This window comes from Flavobacterium sp., assembly GCF_044349645.1.
Taxonomy (GTDB): Bacteria; Bacteroidota; Bacteroidia; order Flavobacteriales; family Flavobacteriaceae; genus Flavobacterium.
In genome coordinates, this window is the sequence record NZ_JBIKQP010000019.1 from 25481 (window position 1) to 42730 (window position 17250).

14 protein-coding genes and 1 tRNA gene are annotated in these 17250 nt (G+C 32.0%); 10 read left to right on the forward strand and 5 right to left on the reverse strand.

Annotated elements, in window-relative coordinates; all coding sequences use genetic code 11:
- Window positions 1–10 precede the first annotated feature (10 nt).
- Complete coding sequence (locus AC9UFV_RS05525) at window positions 11–1657, reverse strand: DUF1800 family protein (protein ID WP_509573658.1); 1647 nt, start codon at window positions 1655–1657, stop codon at window positions 11–13.
- Window positions 1658–1850: 193 nt separating this feature from the next.
- On the opposite strand from AC9UFV_RS05525, the gene hpt reads away from it, so the two are divergent.
- Genes hpt through obgE form a run of 3 tightly spaced genes read left to right on the forward strand, consistent with a single transcriptional unit; the run spans window position 1851 to window position 4056 of the window.
- Window positions 1851–2378, forward strand: coding sequence for a hypoxanthine phosphoribosyltransferase (gene hpt, locus AC9UFV_RS05530; RefSeq protein ID WP_509573660.1), 528 nt, complete (start codon window positions 1851–1853; stop codon window positions 2376–2378).
- A gap of 32 nt (window positions 2379–2410) precedes the next feature.
- Entirely contained in the window at window positions 2411–2983 is a 573-nt protein-coding gene (locus AC9UFV_RS05535) for an adenylate kinase (RefSeq protein ID WP_509573662.1), read from the forward strand.
- A 38-nt stretch (window positions 2984–3021) separates the two neighbouring features.
- Window positions 3022–4056, forward strand: coding sequence for a GTPase ObgE (gene obgE / locus AC9UFV_RS05540; RefSeq protein ID WP_509573665.1), 1035 nt, complete (start codon window positions 3022–3024; stop codon window positions 4054–4056).
- A 33-nt stretch (window positions 4057–4089) separates the two neighbouring features.
- On the opposite strand, the gene AC9UFV_RS05545 is transcribed toward obgE, so the two are convergent.
- Both AC9UFV_RS05545 and AC9UFV_RS05550 read right to left on the reverse strand, forming a co-directional pair.
- Window positions 4090–5079, reverse strand: coding sequence for a glycosyltransferase family protein (locus tag AC9UFV_RS05545; protein WP_509573667.1), 990 nt, complete (start codon window positions 5077–5079; stop codon window positions 4090–4092).
- 18 nt (window positions 5080–5097) lie between these two features.
- Complete coding sequence (locus AC9UFV_RS05550; protein ID WP_509573669.1) at window positions 5098–5913, reverse strand: UDP-2,3-diacylglucosamine diphosphatase; 816 nt, start codon at window positions 5911–5913, stop codon at window positions 5098–5100.
- Window positions 5914–6317: 404 nt separating this feature from the next.
- Between AC9UFV_RS05550 and AC9UFV_RS05555 the strand changes: the two genes are divergently transcribed.
- Together AC9UFV_RS05555 and AC9UFV_RS05560 are read left to right on the forward strand one after the other, a co-directional pair.
- Entirely contained in the window at window positions 6318–8468 is a 2151-nt protein-coding gene (locus tag AC9UFV_RS05555; protein WP_509573671.1) for a S46 family peptidase, read from the forward strand.
- A gap of 121 nt (window positions 8469–8589) precedes the next feature.
- Window positions 8590–9822 (forward strand): zinc-dependent metalloprotease, encoded by a 1233-nt coding sequence (locus tag AC9UFV_RS05560; protein ID WP_509573673.1) that lies wholly within the window; start codon window positions 8590–8592, stop codon window positions 9820–9822.
- Between the two features lie 71 nt (window positions 9823–9893).
- Here the strand turns inward: AC9UFV_RS05560 and AC9UFV_RS05565 are convergent, their stop codons facing one another.
- Window positions 9894–11033, reverse strand: a complete 1140-nt coding sequence (locus AC9UFV_RS05565) for an acyl-CoA dehydrogenase (RefSeq protein ID WP_509573674.1) — start codon at window positions 11031–11033, stop codon at window positions 9894–9896.
- 93 nt (window positions 11034–11126) lie between these two features.
- Between AC9UFV_RS05565 and AC9UFV_RS05570 the strand changes: the two genes are divergently transcribed.
- The 5 genes from AC9UFV_RS05570 (at window position 11127) to AC9UFV_RS05590 (ending at window position 15839) form a co-directional block, all read left to right on the forward strand.
- The gene (locus tag AC9UFV_RS05570) at window positions 11127–12197 is read left to right on the forward strand and encodes an anhydro-N-acetylmuramic acid kinase (protein WP_509573677.1); all 1071 of its coding nucleotides are present in this window, start codon (window positions 11127–11129) and stop codon (window positions 12195–12197) included.
- A 54-nt stretch (window positions 12198–12251) separates the two neighbouring features.
- A complete protein-coding gene (locus AC9UFV_RS05575; RefSeq protein ID WP_509573679.1) occupies window positions 12252–13478 on the forward strand; it encodes a Glu/Leu/Phe/Val dehydrogenase dimerization domain-containing protein in 1227 nt (408 codons plus the stop codon).
- 82 nt (window positions 13479–13560) lie between these two features.
- On the forward strand, window positions 13561–14445 hold the full coding sequence (locus AC9UFV_RS05580; RefSeq protein WP_509573681.1) for an energy transducer TonB: 885 nt from the start codon (window positions 13561–13563) through the stop codon (window positions 14443–14445).
- A gap of 40 nt (window positions 14446–14485) precedes the next feature.
- Window positions 14486–15706: a bifunctional folylpolyglutamate synthase/dihydrofolate synthase gene (locus AC9UFV_RS05585; RefSeq protein WP_509573683.1), complete on the forward strand. Its 1221-nt coding sequence runs from the start codon at window positions 14486–14488 to the stop codon at window positions 15704–15706.
- A gap of 58 nt (window positions 15707–15764) precedes the next feature.
- Window positions 15765–15839 (forward strand) — tRNA-Val (locus AC9UFV_RS05590).
- Between the two features lie 628 nt (window positions 15840–16467).
- On the opposite strand, the gene AC9UFV_RS05595 is transcribed toward AC9UFV_RS05590, so the two are convergent.
- A complete protein-coding gene (locus AC9UFV_RS05595) occupies window positions 16468–17145 on the reverse strand; it encodes a hypothetical protein (protein WP_509573685.1) in 678 nt (225 codons plus the stop codon).
- Window positions 17146–17250: the final 105 nt, after the last annotated feature.

Sequence of the window (17250 nt, forward strand, 5' to 3'; positions counted from 1 at the left end):
TAAAATAGTATTAAAACATTTGAGATTCTGGCGCTCTCAAAATATTTGTTACCAATAATTTCAATCTTGATTCTACAACTGTATTTACTCCAGTTGCGATATAATCATCCCAAGCATTTGTCCAATAGAAATTTGCCATCCCTTGAAGTAAAAAAGTACTCATAAAATAATTAACCCGATTAGTATCTGGATTTTGAGCAAAAAGTGCATTACACAATTCAGATGTTAAAATAAATGGATCATTGGCAACGGAAATAATATTTCCGAATCTAACTACATTTGAAATATTAATTTTAGTAATTATAGTTGCATTTCCACTAATTCTATTTATTCCATCTAATAATGATTCACCTAAACGATACCTCGAAATTAAATTAGTTGCAGAAATCCAATTTTTATCAAACCCTGGCGCTTGATAATAAGCAGGATGTCCGGCAACATTTTCAGGATTAAAAAGCATCATATTTGATCCGGTTAAAAAGCTATTGTATACAAACAGGGACCAAAACTTATAATAAAAATCGTAGGCGCTAGTATTTGGATCAGAAATGGTTGCTTTCAAGAAAGTACAAATTTCAGAAAGCTGATTTATTGGAGATTTTATCATACCACCAATAGTTTCATTTGTAGAATCGGAATCATCCAAATCATAAAAATGCTTACTTTCTAATAATTTTCTAATTATAGGAGCAATTTCATAACCATTGTTATAAAAATCTAGGGCTAATGGAGTAATTATGTCGGCTTCAACTTCAGGAGTTATAGTTCCTTTCACAAAATAAATGTACATTTTGCGACAAATGTTTTTGGCAGTGGCTTGTTGGTTAAAAACCATATTCACAAAATCATTTAACTCAGTGTCCATCCCAGCATCATTAGTAGCAGCAGTAATTACGGTATTATTAAAAGCGCTGCTAAAGGTTTTATTACTGGTATGATGAAATGAAAAAACGTTATAACCTTTTGGTAAAGAGGTTTCTGGATCAATTACAGATCGATTACTCATTCTTCTGAAACCTGTTAAAACACGTGCTGCTTGAACAACATCAGCTTCAGTGTATGTCGTGTAATTTCCAACCCCTATCTGTGGTCCTTTCCCGATTGTAAATAGCTCAAAAAACTCCCTAGCATAATTTTCGTTCGGCGCTGTTTTTATATTTGAAGTATTATTCAAATAGTACAACATATTATTATTCAACGTCATTTTTTTTGCTAAGGTTTTATAATTCCCGTAGGAATAATGTAATAGCAATCGGATATAATCATAAAAATCGGTTGCAGAAGATGAAGCGTCTATTTCAACAGTAAAACAAGTTGATAAAAAATGAGATAATTTATATTTTAAATTAGGACTGTTTATTGCATTATACCACCACCAGCCTGCTACAATTGCACCTTTTGCGCTTTGTCTAGCAAAAGAAGTAGGTGAGGCTGTAGATTCTGTCCAAAATCCATCAGGAGCAGTTGTTGGAAGAGGGTCATACGGCAAATTTACCAAAGGTGTACTAGTTGAGAATAGTAAATTCAATGCCTGATTTGGCGTTAAAAGCGCATATTGATCAATTAAAGATCTACTGTAAACAAAAGAAGCTCGTCTTAATAAATGCCTTGCATTTCTTTGTCCTAAAACACCGGTATGTTGGTCTAATGAAGCCATAACAAATTGATTAATACCATTTAGACTTCGAAAATACAAATTAGTTTAATACAAAATTAACATTTTATAAAAAAAGTTGCTTTAATTACTTGTTTTATAATGAATTATTATCTGGAAAAATAAAATATATAGTTGCTTTACCAATTGTAAAATGTGAATTCTATATCTTTGCGGCTTATAAAAAATCAGAAAATTGATTCAATTACACGATAAACAATTTGTTCCTATTATTTCTTCTGAAGAAATAGATTTTGCAATTGCAACAATGGCCTCTCAAGTTGAAGCTGATTTTGCTGATGAAATTCCTGTATTTATTGGGGTTTTGAACGGTTCTTTTATGGTTGTTTCGGATTTTATGAAACATTATAAAAAGGCTTGTGAAGTAAGTTTTATTAAATTAGCCTCATATGAAGGGACTTCTTCCACCGATGAAGTAAAACAATTAATTGGTTTAAACCAAGACTTAACAGGAAGAACTGTGATTGTTATTGAAGATATCGTTGATACTGGAAATACAGTAGAGGAATTAAAAGAATTATTCAAAAAACAAAATGTAAAACATTTTAAAATTGCCACTTTATTTTTCAAACCAGAAGCTTATAAAAAAGACCTGAAATTGGATTATATTGGAATACGAATTCCAAACAAGTTCATCGTAGGTTACGGATTAGATTATGACGGTTTAGGCAGAAATTTAACAGAAGTTTATCAATTAAAATAATAAATAACTACAAATACAACAAACATTCAATCATGATTAACATTGTCTTATTTGGAAAGCCAGGGGCTGGAAAAGGAACTCAAGCAGAATTTTTAAAAGAAAAATACAATCTAACTCATTTATCAACTGGTGATATTTTTAGATACAATATTAAAAACGAAACTGACTTAGGTAAATTGGCCAAAAGTTACATGGATAAAGGAGATTTGGTTCCTGATGAAGTTACCATAAAAATGTTACAAGACACTGTTGAAAAAAACCCTGATACTAAAGGATTTTTATTTGACGGATTTCCAAGAACACTAGCACAAGCAGAAGCTTTAGATGCTTTTTTAGCTACAAAAAATTGGAATATCACTGCAACTATTGCATTGGAAGCAAACGATGAAATCTTAATAAAAAGATTATTAGAAAGAGGAAAAACCAGTGGGCGCGTGGACGATCAAGACGAAGATAAAATTCGAAATCGATACCAAGAATACAATGAAAAAACAGCTCCTTTAATAGATTTTTATAGTTACCAAAATAAATTTTATCCAGTTGACGGAATTGGTTCTATTGAAGATATCACCAAAAGATTGAGCGCTGTAATTGAAAGCTTATAATTTTTAATTACTACTAATTTAGAATAAAAAACAAGAAAATGACTGAAGGAAATTTCGTAGATTACGTAAAAATATATGTTTCCTCTGGCAAAGGCGGAAAGGGTTCTACCCATTTGCACCGGGAAAAATTTATTGAAAAAGGAGGTCCTGATGGTGGTGATGGTGGTCGCGGTGGACACGTATATCTTGTTGGAAACAAAAGCCTTTGGACATTATTTCATTTAAAATTTGCCAAACACGTAAAAGCAGGTCATGGTGGCGATGGAGGTTCCGATAGAAGCACCGGTGCTGATGGAGAAGATAAATACATTGAGGTGCCACTAGGAACGGTAGTTCGTGATAAAGAAACTAACGAAATATTATTCGAAATTACTGAACACGGCGAGAAAAAAATTGTTGCACTAGGAGGAAAAGGTGGTTTAGGAAACTGGCATTTTAGAAGTTCAACAAATCAAACGCCGAGGTATTCTCAACCTGGATTGCCTTCTACTGAGATTGATATTATTTTAGAATTAAAAGTACTTGCAGATGTTGGATTGGTAGGTTTCCCAAATGCCGGAAAATCGACTTTACTTTCCGTATTAACCTCAGCAAAACCAAAAATTGCCGATTACCCGTTTACTACTTTAAAACCAAACTTAGGAATTGTAGCTTACCGTGATTTTCAATCGTTTGTGATTGCTGATATTCCCGGTATTATTGAAGGTGCTGCTGAAGGAAAAGGGCTAGGTCATTACTTTTTACGACACATCGAAAGAAATTCAACGTTGTTATTTTTAATACCTGTTGATACTCCAAATATTAAAGAAGAATACGATATTCTAGTCAACGAATTGACTAAATACAATCCCGAAATGTTGGACAAAGAACGCATTGTTGTAATTTCAAAATGCGACATGTTGGATGATGAACTCAAAGCGGAGCTAAAAATAGAATTGGATAAAGAGTTTGCAGGAACTCCTTATTTATTCATTTCGTCTGTTGCTCAACAAGGGCTAACAGAGTTAAAAGACAAGCTTTGGAACATGCTCAATATGGAAGATGAACTTCCAGAAAATAGTCATAATTTATAAATTAAAAAGCCATCGATTGATGGCTTTTTTTTATTAATCATTATAAGTGTCAAATAAATATTGCAGTGTTTTTGGAATATCATTGGCCTCAATTTTTGGATAAATGATTTTTCCGTTTAGCCAATTTTCAATTTCAATATTAAAATTGTCACCCACTTTGCTAAGCACGGGAACCCCCAATAATTTTAAAGCTGCAGCATTACATTCTTGTTCATAATGGTTTTGAATTGGAATACTAAGTACCTTTTTATTTAAATACAATGCTTCAGCGGGAGTTTCAAATCCACCTCCAGTTATAATTCCATGGCTTGTAATCAAACTATCGTTGAAAAGTTTTTGGTTTACCGGAAAATAAGTAATGTTTCCAATGGTATATTGCTCATTAACATCACCTAAAAACCAATGAAATTGAATATCGCTCACTTTATTAAATGCTGTTTGCAAACACTCTTTATCAAAAGAGGGCAAGTAAACAGAAATGTGATTTAAGTTGGTGGGAGTAGCATTTACAATATCGTCTTTAATTATTGGAGGATGAATAAAAGAATCGTATTCTTTAAAATGAAGTCCAATATATTTATTTGAAGGAGCATATTTTTGCAAAACCAACTCTCCCATTAAATTATTATTTTCTGACCGCGGAGTCAACTTTGATTTAAAACTTGCCTGGTGACCAAATTGCACCGATTTCACTTTTTGGAGCTTACACGCCAATGCAGTTATCGATTCAAAATCGTTAATTACCATATCATAATCCTTTAATGGCAGTGCTTTTGCATCTTGATACATTTGCACAGGATTGATGTTTTTAGCTGTTTCCCAATAATCCAAACCTCCGCATTTAGAATAATGTAAACTACAACCTTTACTTTTATATTTTATTGGAATATCAACATTCAAACTTGCATTGTTACCGCTCATAAAAAAGTCAACAGTGCCAAATTTCTTCAAATAGGGATACAACTGCACCGCCCTACTTATATGACCGTTGCCCGTTGCTTGTATTGCGTAGAATATTTTCATTTGTAAATTTAATCTAAATTAGGAGAGAATTTTTGAAGCATAATCTTCAGGAACCAAATCTTCGTTTGCTTCAGAATTTTGATAATGTTCCTTTTTGTATTCATAAATGCTCCATTCAGCATTTTTATATTCTAATGCGGTTAAGTTTTCCACCCAATCGCCACTGTTTAAATACAATACCGATCCGTTTTCGTTACTAACCACTCTCATTTGAGGTTTATGAATGTGACCGCAAACCACATAATCGTACTTTTTATCGATGGCAATTTCCGCGGCTGTAACTTCAAAATTGGTGATAAACGAGACTGCTTTTTTAACACTGTCTTTCACTTTCTTGGAGAAACTTCGCTTTTCTTTTCCTAATAAAACCATTATCCAATTCAAGAAACTATTGATTAATATCAATAAATCGTAGCCTTTACCACCAATTTTGGCTAATATTTTTGCATATCCTTGTGTGGAAGAATCGAATACATCACCATGAAAAATCCAGGCTTTTTTTCCATCTAATTCTAAAACTAATTTGTCAACCAATTCGAATTTGCCCAAAATAAGGTCGGAATATTTTCTCAATACTTCATCGTGGTTTCCGGTGATGTATATAAGTCGAGTTCCGTTGGCCGACATTTTGATAATGTGACGCAAAACATTCATGTGAGCAGGCGGAAAATAACTTTTCGAAAAATTCCACATGTCTATGATATCGCCGTTTAAAACTAAGGTTTTGGGTTGTATAGATTTTAAATATTGGAGTAATTCAGTAGCTTGACATCCGAAGGTTCCGAGGTGAACATCACTAATTACTACTAATGGAATTTTTCTTTTATTTTTCATTTTTAGTTTTGACAAAATTCCTATTGTAGTGTTAATTTATCGTGCTTTTTATTTTATCATAAGGTTATTTGTTTTTGCAAAAGTTAATAAATTGAAAACTACTAATCTTGAAAATTTGTGATAAAGAAATAATTTTAGCACTTTATAGAATCTGAAATAAATTCAGATTGACAAATCAAAATTTTCAAGTTGTTACTAACACAAAACCGCGATAGGGATAGCAGCGGCATCCCGCGTGATTGGAAGGAGGCACGACGAAACAAACACGTGGATATAGCGTAGAGCCCGGCCATTCGCCCAAATAAAAAAACGAAAATTTAAAATCATCACTTTTTAAACGTTGAATAACAATAAAATAATGAAAATGATTTATATTCGCAGTTATTAAAAAAAACAAACTAAATATGAAAAAATTTATTTTATCCCTAATTATTGGGGTCCTATTAATTCCAACGACCGTTAAGGCCGATGAAGGAATGTGGTTTTTAATGTTCATTGAGCGTTTGAATCACCGAGACATGCAAAAAATGGGGTTGCAATTGACCGCTGAAGAAATTTACAGCATCAATAACCACAGTTTGAAAGATGCAATTGTTCAATTTAATGGCGGTTGTACTGCTGAAGTTATTTCGAAAGACGGATTGGTATTAACGAACCACCATTGTGGTTATGATGCTATTGCTGAATTGTCTACTGCCGAGAAAAACTACTTGAAAGACGGTTATTGGGCTGCTAACAGAGCTTCAGAAATGAAACCTTCTAGCTTGTACGTTCGTTTTTTCGTTCGTATGGACGATTGTACCAAAAGAATTTTAGCCAAAGTAAATGATAAAATGACTGAGGCGGAAAGAGAAAAAGCGGTTAATCAAGAAATTGCAGCGATTGAAAAAGAAAACAATGAAGGCGGGAAATACACTGTTTCTGTTCGTCCCTTTTTTCAAGGAAATGAATATTACTATTTTGTTTACCAAGATTATAAAGACGTTCGTTTGGTAGGAACTCCTCCAGAAAGTCTAGGAAAATTTGGTGGCGATACTGACAACTGGGAATGGCCACGTCATACTGCCGATTTCTCAATGTTCAGAATTTATGCTGATAAAGACGGAAATCCTGCAGATTATTCTACTTCGAATGTTCCGTTAAGTCCAAAACACTATTTACCAGTAAATTTAAACGGAGTAAAAGAAGGTGATTACGCTATGATTTTAGGTTATCCTGGAAGAACAAACCGTTGGATGCCAGCTGGTGGTATTGAGCAAAACGTAAAATTTGCTTATCCTGCATGGGTTGAAGGAGCAAAAACGGGTATGGACAACATGAAAAAATACATGGATCAAAGTGCTGCAATTCGTTTAGTTTACGCTTCAAAATTCGCATCAACTGCAAATTATTGGAAAAACCGTCAAGGAATGATCGATGCTTTAAGCAAATTTGAAACATCAAAATCTAAAGCAGCTCAAGAAGCAAAATTCAACAAATGGGCAAATAAAAAAGAAAACAAAGCTAAATATGGTAATGTTGTAGCTACAATTAATGCTTACTATGCGTTGACGAATGAAAAATCGCGTCACGATAATTACCTTCAACAGTTGATGAGAACTTCCTCTTATGGAACAATTGGCCGTACATTAGGAAGACAATTGGATGCTTATGCAAAAGCAGATGCTGCTAAACGTGCTACAATGGCTCCTAAAATTGTTGAAATGGCTGATGGTTTCTTCAAAGATTCCTACCTTCCTGCTGAAAAAGATATTTTGACTGCACAATTAAAATTATATGCTACAAAATCTGTTGGATATGGAATTGCTCCAATGGTTGAAAAAATTGGAAAAGACAGTAACTACGATTATTCTAAATTTGTAAATGCTGCTTTTGAAATGAGTGTTTTAACTTCTTTAGATAAAGTAAAAGCATTTTTAGATTATCCAAGTGATGCTGTTTTAGCAAGCGATCCTTTGTACTTACTTTCAAATGATTTAGTTGCACATATGAATAATAAATCGGATGCTGTTGCAAAAGCACAAAATGATTATGGTGCTGCATTCCGTTTATTAGTGGAAGGGTTAAGAGAGTCAAAAATTGGAACTATTAAATATCCAGATGCAAATTCTACTTTGCGTTTAACTTATGGAAAAGTTCGTTCTTTACCTGCGGATAAAAGAAATGATGCTAAGATTAACAACTACACCACTTTAGATGGACAAGTGAAAAAATACAAAAAAGGTGATGAAGAATTTGATTTACCTGTTCGTGTATTAGAAATGAACAAAAACAAAGATTACGGTCGTTTTGCTGATAAAGACGGTTCACTTCACGTAAATTTCTTAACTGATAATGATATTACAGGTGGAAATTCAGGTTCTCCAGTATTGAATGGAAAAGGAGAATTAATCGGGTTGGCATTTGATGGTAACATTGAAGCTATGGCTGGTGATGTTATTTTCGATCCAAAATTACAACGTACAATTAATGTTGATATTCGTTATGTATTATGGGTTATTGAAAAATACTCTGGTGCAAAACACATTGTTGATGAAATGACATTGACAAAATAATATCCAACTATAAATAATTTAAAAGTCCTAAAATCGTTTGTTTTTAGGACTTTTTTTATTTTTTAAATTAAATAAATTTAAATATAAATAATTGTTACTTTTGAGGTCTAAAATAAATTATATGAAACTTAAATTGCTAATTGCTTTATTGATTGTTCAAATGGGTTACTCACAAGACAGAACTTGTGGTATGGAACAAAAAATGGAACAAATAATGAACGATCCGATTGCAAGACAAAACTACTTGAACCTTCAAGCAAAGTTTGAAATTGAATTGGCAAAATTACAGAGAAACTCTAACGCCACATCCAGTACAAATGCTACAATAATAATTCCGGTTGCAGTTCATTTTCCTGATGCAACAGCACCAACAGCATGTTTAAGAGCTTTAGCTCAAACTCAAGTTGACATATTGAATTTGGATTATAATGGATTAAATCCGGATATTTCTCAATGGACAAACGCAAGTAGTAATTATCCAGGTGTGAATACTGGTAGCTTGGACGTGCGATTTGTATTGGCAAATCAAAATCATCCTGGTGGATCAAATTTAGTCAATGGAGATTTAGCGGTAACCTTTGGAACTAATTTTTTAGGAGGCGCCGACTCAGATGGAAATTGGAGCGGTTATATGAATTTGGTTTGTAGAAATGCAGGGCAAAATTTATTGGGATATTCGCCACTAGGAGGTTCTCCATCAAATGGTCAAACAGTAGTTATTTCAAATAGTGCCTTTGGAAAAGGAGCTGGTTGCCCAGGTTTTGTTCCAAGGTCTCCTTATAATTTAGGGAGAACACTAACTCACGAATTAGGACATTTTTTTAATTTAAATCACACCTTCGCGGGCTGTACTAATTCAAATTGTAATACTCAAGGAGATCGAGTGTGCGACACACCGCCTTCAAGTGCACCTGTATATGGATGTCCTGCAGCTGGAGCAACATCACAATGTAATGGCGAGAATACTTTAACTGTCAATTACATGGATTATACGAATGATGCATGCATGTATATGTTTACTGCTGGTCAAGCAACTAGAATGCTTGCTTATTACAATACAATATCAAGTCAGTTTTTAACCGATGTATTAAGTACAAATAGTTTTTTTACAAATAATTTTTCTATTGTTCCAAATCCAAATAAAGGGATTTTTGATATTCAATTAAAATCAATTTTAGATGATTATTCAATTGTAATATATGATACAACTGGTAGAATTGTATTTGAAAAAGAATATGTAAACAATAGCGATTTAAATCAAATTATTACTTTGAATGACACTATGAAAGGTATTTATTTGATATCTATCAGAAGTAAGGGAGATTGTCTTACAAAGAAAATAATTATAGAATAAATTTTATTTATCCATAAATAAAAAAGTCCTAAAACATATGCTTTAGGACTTTTTTTTTATTTTATTAATTACTATGAAATCAACGTTCTTGAAATTACGATTCTTTGAATTTCAGAAGTACCTTCATAAATTTGAGTGATTTTAGCATCACGCATCATTCTTTCTACATGATATTCGGCAACATATCCGTTACCACCATGTATTTGAACTGCCTCAATTGTGGTGTCCATTGCCGTTTGAGAAGCAAATAATTTCGCCATAGCTCCTGATTGAGAAATATCTTGACCTGCATCTTTTTCAGAGGCTGCTTTTAAAACCAACATTTCAGCGGCTGAAATTTGAGTAGCCATATCGGCTAATTTGAAAGCAATTGCTTGATGTTTGAAAATTTCTTTTCCAAAAGCTTTTCTATCTTGAGCATATTGTAAAGCCAATTCATAAGCTCCTTTTGCAATTCCTAAAGCTTGAGAAGCAATACCAATTCTACCTCCATTTAAAACTGCCATAGCAAAATTAAATCCGAAACCATCATCACCAATTCTATTTTCTTTTGGAACCTTAACATCAGTGAACATTAAAGAATGAGTATCAGAACCTCGAATTCCCATTTTCTTTTCTTTAGGTCCAATTTCGAAACCAGCCCATCCTTTTTCAACTATAAAGGCATTGATTCCTTTATGTCCTTTTTCAATATCTGTTTGTGCGATCACAATATAGGTAGAGGCTGAACTTCCATTGGTAATCCAGTTTTTTGTACCATTCAATAAATAGTGATCTCCTTTATCAATTGCAGTTGTTTTTTGGGAAGTTGCATCCGAACCCGCTTCAGGCTCCGACAAACAAAATGCACCTATAACTTCTCCTTTTGCAAGTGGCACAAGGTATTTTTGTTTTTGTTCTTCATTACAATATTTTTCAATTCCGGCACAAACTAATGAATTGTTAACCGACATAATTACCGCTGCAGAGGCATCAATTTTTGAAATTTCAGTAATTGCTAGAATATAGGAAATACTATCTAAACCAGAACCTCCATATTTTGGATCAACCATCATTCCCATAAATCCAAGTTCAGCCATCATCTTCACTTGTTCTGTTGGAAATTTTGAATGCTCATCTCTTTCAATTACACCTGGTAACAATTCCATTTTAGCAAAATCTCTAGCTGCTTGTTGAATCATTAAATGCTCTTCTGTAAGTTTAAAATCCATAATCGGGAATAATAATTGTGATTAATATAAAAAACGCAAACAAATATACTTCTAAATTATCATATTCTCAAAATGATTTATTAATTTTAGCCGATGATTCAAGAAAAATATAACATTATTGGTGTAATGTCAGGCACTTCACTTGACGGAATTGATTTAGCACACCTTAATTTTGAAATAACAAATGGAAAATGGAATTTTCAAATCCTTGAATCTGAAACTATTGGCTACAGCCATGAATGGATTGACCGTTTAAAAATTGCTGTTGGATTTTCTGAACCAGAATTACAACAATTAGACGAAGAATACACCTTATTTTTAGGAAATATTATTTCAAAATTTATTTCAAAATATAAACTTGAATCTATAGATGCTGTTTGTTCCCATGGACATACCATTTTACACCAACCAAAAAATGGAATTACTTTACAAATAGGTAACTTACCAGAAATAGCAACAATTTGTAACCAAAAAGTGGTTTGCGATTTTAGAATTCAAGATGTTGAATTGGGTGGTCAGGGCGCACCATTAGTTCCAATTGGCGATCGATTATTATTTTCAGAAGCAGACTATTGTTTGAATTTAGGTGGTTTTTCAAATATTTCCTTTGAAGAAAATGGAAAAAGAATTGCATTTGATATTTCTCCTGTGAATACCGTTTTGAATTTTTATGCCAATAAATTAGGTTTAGAATATGATGATAAAGGAACGATTTCAGGTTCAGGAAAAATTAATTCAGAATTACTAAACGAATTGAATGACATAGAATTTTACAATTTATCTTACCCAAAATCATTGGGATTTGAATTTGTAAAAGAAATCGTTTTACCAATAATTGAAAGTTATAATATTTCAATTGAAGATAAATTAGCAACATTTACAGAACACATTGCTTATCAAATTGGATTGGCTTTATCCAATAAAAAATCCAATTTATTGATTACCGGTGGAGGTGCCTATAATGATTTTTTAATTGGTAGAATTCAATTTTATTTAAAGGAAACTAAATTATTAATACCAGAAAAGAAAATAATTGAATTCAAAGAAGCATTAATATTTGGAATGTTGGGAGTTTTAAAATTAAGAAATGAAATCAATACATTATGCAGTGTTACTGGAGCTTCAAAAGACCATAGTTCCGGAAAAATATACCATCCAAAATAATACTATAAAAAATTAAAGTTACCTATATTTGCAATTCTAAAAAAGGAAAAATTAATGAAAGATTTACTTAAAAAATTCGAAAATAAAGAACCTGAAATTATTTTTAACTGGAAAGATCAAGAAACGGAAGCGGAAGGTTGGACGGTAATTAACTCATTGCGAGGTGGCGCTGCTGGTGGTGGAACAAGAATGAGAAAAGGGTTGGATATGAACGAAGTTTTATCGTTGGCAAAAACTATGGAAGTTAAATTTTCTGTTTCTGGACCGGCAATTGGTGGAGCAAAATCAGGAATTAATTTTGACCCAAATGATCCTAGAAAAAAAGGAGTATTACAGCGTTGGTACAAAGCAGTTTCACCGTTGTTAAAAAGTTATTATGGAACTGGAGGGGATTTAAATGTGGATGAAATTCACGAAGTAATCCCAATGACAGAAGAATGCGGTGTTTGGCATCCTCAAGAAGGAGTGTTTAATGGACATTTCAAACCAAGTGAAGCAGATAAAATCAATAGAATTGGGCAATTAAGACAAGGAGTTGTGAAGGTGATTGAAAACCCAGTTTTTTCTCCTGATGTTAATCGAAAATATACTGTTGCCGATATGATTACAGGTTATGGAGTTGCAGAGGCAGTTCGTCATTTTTACACTATTTACGGAGGTGATGTAAAAGGTAAAAAAGCGATTGTTCAAGGATTTGGAAATGTAGGTTCTGCAGCCGCTTTTTACTTAGCAGAAATGGGAGCAAAAGTAGTTGGAATCATCGATAGAGACGGTGGTCTTATCAATGAAAACGGATTTACATTTGAAGAAATAAGAACCTTATTCTTAAATAAAGATGGCAATAAATTGGTTGCCGACAATATGATTCCTTTTGACGTAATCAATGAAAAAATATGGACAATTGGAGCAGAAATTTTTACACCTTGTGCGGCTTCAAGATTGGTAACTCAACAACAAATTGATAATATGATCGCCTCAGGATTAGAAGTAATTTCTTGCGGTGCGAATGTTCCTTTTGCTGATAAAGAAATATTCTTTGGCTCAATTATGGAACAAGTAGATCAAAAAATCAGCTTGATTCCCGACTTCATTTCTAATTGTGGAATGGCTAGAGTATTTGCTTATTTTATGGAGAAAAAAGTGCAAATGACTGATGAATCTATATTTAATGATACTTCAAATACAATTAAAAATGCTATTGCAAAAGCACATTCTATAAGTAATTCAAAAACTAATATTAGCGCCACAGCATTTGAAATTGCATTAAAACAATTGGTGTAATTTACTAAAAGATAGTAACAATTTTTTGATTCCTTTTTCGTTTTAAATATTGTATTATCTTTAAATCTCAATTTTACTATCAATGAAACTATTTGAAACTGAACAAGAAAAAAAATCAATAATCATTACTTCTTCAAGTTTTGTATTGCTTTTTTTATTGTTTTTCTTTTTGAAATTTAGTGACAGCTTACCACTTCCTGAAATGGAAGGCGGCGGTGGCGGTGGAGAAATCGCGGTAAATTTTGGAGACAGTGATTTTGGATCGGGAGATAATTATACTTCTAAAGAGGTCGTAACTTCAGCTCCTGAAGAAGTTATTGAAACTCCTGCTGAAGAAAAGGAAATTGTAGTTTCTGAAAATGAAGAATCTCCAGCAATTGCCGAAATTAAAAAACCAGATACTAAAATTGAAAAGAAAGAAGAAGATAAACCGGTTGTAAAATCAACACCAAAGCCTTCAAAATCAACCTCAGATGCCTTGTCAAATTTATTAAACGGTTCCAATAAAGAAGGAGACGGAAACGATAAAACGGCTGGAAATAAAGGGAAATCTAATGGCGATACCAATTCAAAAGGTTACAATGGTGGCGGTGGAAGTGGAACGGGTTCTGGAGGTGGAAATGGATCAGGTGAAGGATTAGGAACGGGAAGTGGTTACGGAACAGGAAGTGGATCTGGGAAAGGTTCTGGAAATGGAAATTATCAATTAGGAAATAGAAAAGCACTAAGCACCCCTAAGCCAAAATATACATGTAGCGAAGAAGGCGTTGTGGTGGTTCAAATTTCAGTAGACAAATCAGGAACAGTTACTAATGCAAATCCAGGTGTAAGGGGTACCACAAATTCAGCAAAATGCCTTTTAGAACAAGCCAAAATTGCAGCAATGAATACAAAGTGGCAAGCAGATGCAACTGCTGCAGAAACTCAAATAGGAAAAATAATTTACAATTTTAAACTGACGCAATAATTACTTACAAAGCGTAAACCCTAAATCATTTCAAGATTTAATGAACTATCAGGAAACTTTAAATTGGATGTTCAACCAACTTCCTATGTACCAGCAACAAGGTGCATCCGCCTATAAGGAAGATTTAACGAATAGCATTTTATTGTCTGATTATTTAGGAAATCCTGAAAATGATTTAAAATTTATTCACGTTGCGGGAACCAATGGAAAAGGGTCTACTTCTCACCTACTCGCTTCTGTTTTGCAAGAAGCAGGATATAAAGTGGGTTTGTATACCTCACCTCATTTAAGAGATTTTAGAGAACGAATCAAAATCAACGGAATTGAAATTTCTGAAGAATTTGTTTGTGAATTTATAGAAAAACACATTGATTTCTTTAAATCAAATGAGTTGAGTTTTTTTGAAATGACGGTTGGTTTGGCATTTGATTATTTCAAAAAAGAAAAAGTTGACATCGCAATTATAGAAGTTGGATTAGGGGGTCGATTGGATTCTACCAATATTATTACCCCTTTGATTTCGGTTATTACCAATATAGGAAAAGACCACGTTCAGTTTTTAGGAAACACGCTTGAAGCTATTGCAAAAGAAAAAGCGGGCATTATAAAAAATAATATTCCAGTAGTTATTGGTGAATATACTTCGGAAACAAAACCAGTATTTGTTGCTAAAGCAAATACAACTCATTCTGAAATTTTCTTTGCATCCGATACCATTTCTAATGACTATCCCTCCGATTTAAAAGGAGAATATCAAGTTTCTAATAAGAAAACTGCAATTCAAACTTTAAGAATATTAAATTCAATTCCCAGTTTTGAAATTTCAGAAAGTGATTTGAAATATGGATTTTTAAATGTTGGGAAAAATACGGGGCTTCAGGGAAGATGGCAACAATTAAATCATGCCCCAAAAACCATTTGCGATACCGCACACAATAAACATGGTTTAGAGATTGTATTAAACCAACTAGAAAAAGAACAATTTGACACTTTACATTTTGTATTTGGAGTAGTCAATGACAAAGATTTGGATGAAATCCTGCCTTTATTTCCCAAAAATGCAATTTATTATTTTTGTAAACCAAATATGCCACGCGGTTTGGATGCTAAAATTTTAGAGCAAAAATCAATTGAATTTGGATTAATCGGAAAAGTATATAATTCAGTTTCAGAGGCTTATGAAAGCGCCAAAAACAATGCAACTTCAACCGATTTTATTTACATTGGAGGAAGCACTTTTGTAGTAGCAGAAATATTGTAATTATTTTAAAAATAGTTTGCAAATACCGAAAAGAGACTTATATTTGCACTCCTATTTAGGGCGATTAGCTCAGCTGGTTCAGAGCACCTCGTTTACACCGAGGGGGTCGGGGGTTCGAACCCCTCATCGCCCACAAAAAAAGACAAACTAAAAAGTTTGTCTTTTTTATTTTATACAATACAATTCCCATTATACATTTCAATGAAATTTATAGATATAATAAAATGTAAAATCGAAATTGGCCTAGTGATTGAAGAAAATGGTTTAGTAATATTGATTATATTTTGAAAAAAAATAATTAAAATTTACGTTACGCAAAAAAAATAATGAGCAATTTATCTTTTATTTTTTTGATGAAATTGATTTATTCAGAGAACTAAAAAAGTAAATAACATAAAATCAAATAATAAATAATTCCTTTAATATTAGCATAAACATCTTCAAAGTCATGTTTAGCGTGTATATGATTATTGAAAAATCTAATAGAAAATTCCTGAAGATACTCTATAAAAATTCCAAATAGAATTAAAAAAATAATATTAATAATATTATTTTTACTTAATACATATAAAAAAATTGACGCAAAAAATAAAACAAAGTATGGAGATTTTTATCGCCAAGTTTTCTAAGTGGAACTGGAATCTTAATTATAAAACCAATTGTGACAGTAATTAAAAATAATATAAATAGGATTGTTTTATAATTTTTATTCATAATTAATATACTAAATATTACAAAATGATTATTTAAATATCAAAAAGTTAATTGTTTTCCATTAAATACATAATTTTCTTTTTAACCGATATATTTCTAGTTGGATTTGTAACTGTTAAATTATATTTATTATTTAAAATAATATTAGCTTTATTTAATTTTTTAAGCGCAGCATTTTTACTTAAATAGCCACCATTTAGAGTAACCATATAATTTCCATCTAAGTATTTATTTGGATTGGTAGATCGCTTTAAACATCTTGCTTTAATATTATTTTCAGAATTTTTGTTAAAGGAAATATTTATTTTATTCATAAAATCTACTGCCTCAGCTTCAGACTTAAATGTTTTTACTTTAATATAATATATTGGGTAATTTTTTACATAAGACAATGACAATAATCCGAAAATAAAAAAAGCAGTACAAAATACAATTGCTATTTTAAAAGAAATCTTCTTTATTGAATTACTTCTTCCATTAATATGTTGAAAAACAGGGGGAGAATCTTCAGACTCTTTATAGCTGTCTTTAAACATTGTTTTACGTCTTAATGAATTATAAATTAATACAATTAATAAAAACCCAAATGCAATAAGCAAATACTTCAAGTTGGAAAAAAAATGTGTAATCATATCTTCTATATCTCTTAGAAAAGTAAATACACTAAAACCAGCTGTAATAAAAGTAAGTTTGTTTTTTTGAAAATTGCCTAATACATCAATCATAATAAAATTATATTTTAATACCCCTTTCGTCTGATATTTTTTTTAATATCCTCAAATTTTGAACGTTGTTACCTATAGATTTCTTAATGTCTTTTAACATTTTAG

Excerpts from the sequence above, each read along its gene's own strand:
- AC9UFV_RS05545 (WP_509573667.1), bottom strand. The coding sequence starts at position 5,079 with ATGAAAATATTCTACGCAATACAAGCAACGGGCAACGGTCATATAAGT.
- AC9UFV_RS05555 (WP_509573671.1), top strand. The coding sequence starts at position 6,318 with ATGAAAAAATTTATTTTATCCCTAATTATTGGGGTCCTATTAATTCCA.
- obgE (WP_509573665.1), top strand. The coding sequence starts at position 3,022 with ATGACTGAAGGAAATTTCGTAGATTACGTAAAAATATATGTTTCCTCT.
- AC9UFV_RS05550 (WP_509573669.1), bottom strand. The coding sequence starts at position 5,913 with ATGAAAAATAAAAGAAAAATTCCATTAGTAGTAATTAGTGATGTTCAC.
- AC9UFV_RS05585 (WP_509573683.1), top strand. The coding sequence starts at position 14,486 with ATGAACTATCAGGAAACTTTAAATTGGATGTTCAACCAACTTCCTATG.
- AC9UFV_RS05535 (WP_509573662.1), top strand. The coding sequence starts at position 2,411 with ATGATTAACATTGTCTTATTTGGAAAGCCAGGGGCTGGAAAAGGAACT.
- AC9UFV_RS05595 (WP_509573685.1), bottom strand. The coding sequence starts at position 17,145 with ATGATTGATGTATTAGGCAATTTTCAAAAAAACAAACTTACTTTTATT.
- AC9UFV_RS05565 (WP_509573674.1), bottom strand. The coding sequence starts at position 11,033 with ATGGATTTTAAACTTACAGAAGAGCATTTAATGATTCAACAAGCAGCT.
- AC9UFV_RS05580 (WP_509573681.1), top strand. The coding sequence starts at position 13,561 with ATGAAACTATTTGAAACTGAACAAGAAAAAAAATCAATAATCATTACT.
- AC9UFV_RS05560 (WP_509573673.1), top strand. The coding sequence starts at position 8,590 with ATGAAACTTAAATTGCTAATTGCTTTATTGATTGTTCAAATGGGTTAC.
- AC9UFV_RS05525 (WP_509573658.1), bottom strand. The coding sequence starts at position 1,657 with ATGGCTTCATTAGACCAACATACCGGTGTTTTAGGACAAAGAAATGCA.
- AC9UFV_RS05570 (WP_509573677.1), top strand. The coding sequence starts at position 11,127 with ATGATTCAAGAAAAATATAACATTATTGGTGTAATGTCAGGCACTTCA.
- AC9UFV_RS05575 (WP_509573679.1), top strand. The coding sequence starts at position 12,252 with ATGAAAGATTTACTTAAAAAATTCGAAAATAAAGAACCTGAAATTATT.